Origin of the sequence: Mesorhizobium sp. M4B.F.Ca.ET.089.01.1.1 (genome assembly GCF_004022605.1) — a bacterium.
Lineage (GTDB): Bacteria > Pseudomonadota > Alphaproteobacteria > Rhizobiales > Rhizobiaceae > Mesorhizobium > Mesorhizobium abyssinicae.
The window spans coordinates 1-4,225 of record NZ_RZOS01000467.1; the positions used below are offsets into that span (position 1 = coordinate 1).

Below are 4,225 nucleotides of genomic sequence, written 5' to 3' on the forward strand. Positions count from 1 at the left end.
ATCGAAACCTATGAGGCGGTCGGCAAGCTGCTGCTCGGCCGCGACCCGCATCAGCATGCGCTCAACCGGCCGCTGTCGATCGGCTGGCTGGACGCCTTGGTGTCGGGCCCGGCCGAAGCCGCCGAATATGCCAGGATGAAGGCGCTCGTCGCTTCCGTCATCGGCGAGCCGGCGCAGCTGGAGTACAGTTTCACCTCATTCCCCGACGAGCTCTATTGGTGCTTTCGCCGCCTGCAGGCCTTCGAGGCATGGCAGGAGCATGGCGACTGGATCAGCAGCGGCGAGCGCGGTCTCGGGCCGGGCGTCGACGAGCGTTTCGCTTTTGGCCGTGCGGTCGATGCCAGGACGGTCGAAACCGAGACGACGCGCCGGCTGGCCTTCCGCGCCGAGCTCGCCGCCCTGCTCGGCAGCCATGGCTTTCTCGTCCTGCCGACGGTTCCGGGCGCTGCGCCGCTCGTCAAGAACGCGCCGGAACAGCTGCAGACCTACCGCGAAAGGGCACTGCATCTATTGTGCCTCTCCGGCCTCTCCGGCTTCCCGCAGATCACGCTGCCGCTCGGATCGGTCGACGGCGCCCCGTTCGGCCTGTCGCTGCTCGGCCCTTCCGGAAGCGATGTCGCCCTGATACGGCTCGGCCGCAAACTCCTCGACGCCGCACGAAAGGCCTGAGCCATGGACACGCTGACCCGCATGCGCGCCTTCATCGACGTCGTCGAGGCCGAAGGCTTTTCGGCCGCCGCGCGCAAGATCGGCCGCTCCAAGGCGCTGCTGTCGAAATATGTGCGCGAGCTGGAGGACGAGCTCGGCGCCCTGCTCCTGAACCGCACCACCAGGCAGTTCTCGATGACCGAGGCCGGCCATACCTACTACAGGCGCGCCTCCGAGATCGTGCGCGAGGTCGACAGCCTGGCCGATGCGGTGCGCGAATCCTCCGGCGATGTGCGCGGCCGCATCAAGCTTTCGGCGGCGCGCACCTTCGCCGACGCGCCGATCGGCCAATCGCTGATCGACTTCGCCAAGGAGCATCCCGACATCGTGCTCGACATCCATCTCGACGACCGTTTCGTCGATCTGGTCGAGGAGGGTTTCGACCTCGCCGTGCGCATCTCCAGGCTGGAGAATTCCTCGCTGATCGCAAGGCGCCTTGCGCCCTTTTCTGTCAGGCTGTGCGCATCGCCGGACCTGATCGCCAGGCACGGCATGCCGATGCGTCCGCAGGACCTCGCCCGCATCCCCTGCATCATCGACACCAATGGCCGCTGGCTGACCAACTGGCCGTTCAAGGGCGACGCCGGCGAGACGATGAGCGTGTCGGTCTCCGGCCCTATCGAGGTCAACAGCCCGATGACCGCGCGGGCCGCCGCCGTTGCCGGCCTTGGCTTCACCATGCTGCCCGATTTCATCGCCATCCCCGAGATCGAGAGCGGCCGGCTGGTGACGGCATTGGACGACCGCCTGCTCTCCGGTAGCGGCATCTTCGCCGTCTATCCGCACCGGCGCTATCTGCCGGCCAAGGTGCGCGTCTTCGTCGATTTCCTGGTGCAGTGGTTCAAGACGCGAGAAAGCGCCTGACACGCCGGCAGCCGGCGCGGTCCCAATTTCGCCCCCTTTCTGGTAACTCTCGGGCAATCGTCCAATCCACGGAATCGCCATCCGCAATGCACCTGAAACGGCAAGCAATCATGCTGTCTTCCGCCTTGGCGGCGACGTTCGCGGCGGTCGAACCGGCCGAGGTGCATCCCCACGTCTTCGCCGAGGCCCGCCTCGACGTCATCCTCAGCGAGGATCACCAAAGTGTGAAGGCGTTGCGCCATCTCTGGCGTTTCGACGACCTGTTTTCGAGTACGGTGATGATGGAGTTCGACAAGAACTCCGACCTGAAGCTTGACGACAAGGAGCTGAAGGAAGTGGCCGACACCGTCCATTCCTCGCTGGCGGAGTTCAACTATTTCCAGCTCGTCACCCAGGACGGCAAGGATGTGGCGATGACCCCGCCGCCGCACCTGATGGCCAATTTCGACAATGACCAGCTGATCATCCTGTTCGAATCCGAACCGAAAGTCCCGATCAAGCTCACCGGCAAGATCGACATCGGCGTCTATGACCCGACCTTCTACACCGCGATCGACTTCACCGACGATTCGAACCTGACCGTCGAGGGCCTGCCCTCGACCTGCACCAGGAAGGTCGTCCGCCCCGACCCGGATGAGGCGATCGCCCAGAACCAGAAGACCCTGACGGAAGCCTTTTTCAACGATCCGACAGGCACCGACATGAGCAAGATCTTCGCCACCAAGCTCGAACTGAACTGCCCGCCGGAAGGATAGATCGGTGATGAAACCGTCGCTGCGCGCAAGCAGGTTCCGCAAAAGTGTCCTGCGGTTTTGCGATCGGAACCTGCGGCAAACAAGGGAATCCAAGCGGATATTCGTGGGGTATCCCACGAATATCCGCTTGGCGCTCGGCCTTGCGGCCGCCACCCTGGTGATAATCCATCTGCCGGGCGTCGCCCATGCGCAGAGCTCGCTCGGCATCGGCACCAATGACGGCATGGCGCCCTCCGCCAGCGGTCCGTTCGCCCATGTCCTGATGTGGATCAACCTGCGCCAGCAGGAATTCTACCATGCGCTGGCTAGCGCGATGAAGGCGATGCGCCAGGACGGCAGCAAACTGTGGCTGCTGATCGGCCTCTCCTTCGCCTATGGCATCTTCCACGCCGCCGGCCCCGGACACGGCAAGGCGGTGATCTCGTCCTACATGGTGGCCAATGAGGTGGCGCTGAAGCGCGGCATCATGCTGTCCTTCGTCTCGGCGCTGCTGCAGGGGCTGACGGCGGTCGTGGTCATGATGCTCGCCTATTTCGTGCTGCGCGGCACCACGGTGTCGATGACCGACGCGGCATGGTTCCTGGAAATCTCCAGCTATGTGCTGGTCACCCTGTTCGGCGCCTGGCTGCTCTGGCGCAAGGCGGGTCCCGCCATCCGCCGCCTGTTCGGCGCCGGCACGGCCTACAGCCTCTCGGCGGCCCATGCCGGGCACTCGCATGCAGGACACTCGCAGGCCGGCCATTCCCACGCAGGGCATTCACATGCGGGTCATTCGCACGCCGCGCATGCCCACGCCCTTCACACGCACGACCAGGACGACCACGCGGCCCACCATTCGCACGCGCATGGCCACGGCGCGCATGGTCACCAGCACCACGCCCACGGCGCGCACGATCTTGCGCACGATCACCACCATCATGACCACGCCGCCGGCGAAGTCTGCGAGACCTGCGGCCATTCGCACGCCCCCGATCCGGCGCTGCTGTCGGGCGACCATTTCGACTGGCGCACGGCGTGGTCGGCGGTGGCCGCCGTCGGCATCCGCCCCTGCTCGGGCGCGCTGATCGTGCTGAGCTTTGCCCTGCTCAACGGGCTCTGGCTGGGCGGCCTGCTGTCGGTGCTCGCCATGTCGATCGGCACCGCGATCACCGTATCTGCCCTGGCGACGCTTGCGGTGACCGCCAAGAACTGGGCCGTCTATTTCGCCGGCGACGGTCGCATGGGCAACCGCATCCATTCCTTCGTCGAGATCGGCGGCGCGGCGTTCATCTTCGTGGTCGGACTGCTGCTGCTGTCGGCCGGCCTGACCGGCGGCGTCTGATGCCGAATCAACCCGCCAATTTGTTACCCAGCTCGTCCTCGATATGGGCGCGGATGATCTCGTCGAAACTCGTCTCGGCGGCGAATCCAAGTTCCCTTGAGCGCTTCGCCTCGAACCGTGTCGGCCAGCCTTTGACGATCGCCCAGATGGTGTCGTCGGGCTGCTCGCGGATCAGCTTCGCCACATCTGAACCGGCGACCCGCTCCAGCGCCTCGATCTGCTCGCCGACGGTGACGGCGACGCCGGGCATTGTGAGGTTGCGGCGCGGCCCGACGGCGGCGCCGTCGATCTCCGCCGCGTGGATCAGGAAGTTCACCGCCGAGCGCGGGCTGGCGTGGGTATGCAGCACCGAGCGCGGCACCGGCAGGATCGCCTCCTGGCCGGCGAGCGGCTCCCGGATGATGCCGGAGAAGAACCCCGAGGCCGCCTTGTTCGGCTTGCCTGGCCGCACGCAGATGGTCGGCAGCCTGATGCCGATGCCATCGAAGAAGCCGCGCCGCGTATAGTCGGCAAGCAGCGCCTCGCTCATCTGTTTCTGCGTGCCGTACGAGGTCAGCGGCGTCGGGTGGAATTCGTC

Annotated in this window: 4 protein-coding genes and 1 pseudogene; 4 read left to right on the forward strand and 1 reads right to left on the reverse strand. The window is 65.6% G+C overall.

The window, feature by feature from the left end; translation table 11 throughout:
• The 4 genes from EN780_RS28640 to EN780_RS28655 all read left to right on the forward strand — a co-directional run.
• Nucleotides 1-669: amidase family protein (locus EN780_RS28640; RefSeq protein WP_245500167.1), on the forward strand; the 669-nt coding region annotated here is incomplete at its 5' end.
• A 3-nt stretch (nucleotides 670-672) separates the two neighbouring features.
• Nucleotides 673-1,572 (forward strand): LysR family transcriptional regulator, encoded by a 900-nt coding sequence (locus EN780_RS28645; protein WP_128275966.1) that lies wholly within the window; start codon nucleotides 673-675, stop codon nucleotides 1,570-1,572.
• Between the two features lie 86 nt (nucleotides 1,573-1,658).
• Nucleotides 1,659-2,327 carry a DUF1007 family protein gene (locus EN780_RS28650; RefSeq protein WP_128275967.1) on the forward strand — a complete coding sequence of 223 codons (669 nt, stop codon included), beginning with the start codon at nucleotides 1,659-1,661 and terminating at the stop codon, nucleotides 2,325-2,327.
• Between the two features lie 103 nt (nucleotides 2,328-2,430).
• Nucleotides 2,431-3,648 carry a nickel/cobalt transporter gene (locus EN780_RS28655; protein ID WP_245500168.1) on the forward strand — a complete coding sequence of 406 codons (1,218 nt, stop codon included), beginning with the start codon at nucleotides 2,431-2,433 and terminating at the stop codon, nucleotides 3,646-3,648.
• A gap of 7 nt (nucleotides 3,649-3,655) precedes the next feature.
• Here EN780_RS28655 and EN780_RS28660 read toward each other — a convergent pair.
• A pseudogene (locus tag EN780_RS28660) lies at nucleotides 3,656-4,225 on the reverse strand (NAD-dependent epimerase); the annotation flags it as partial.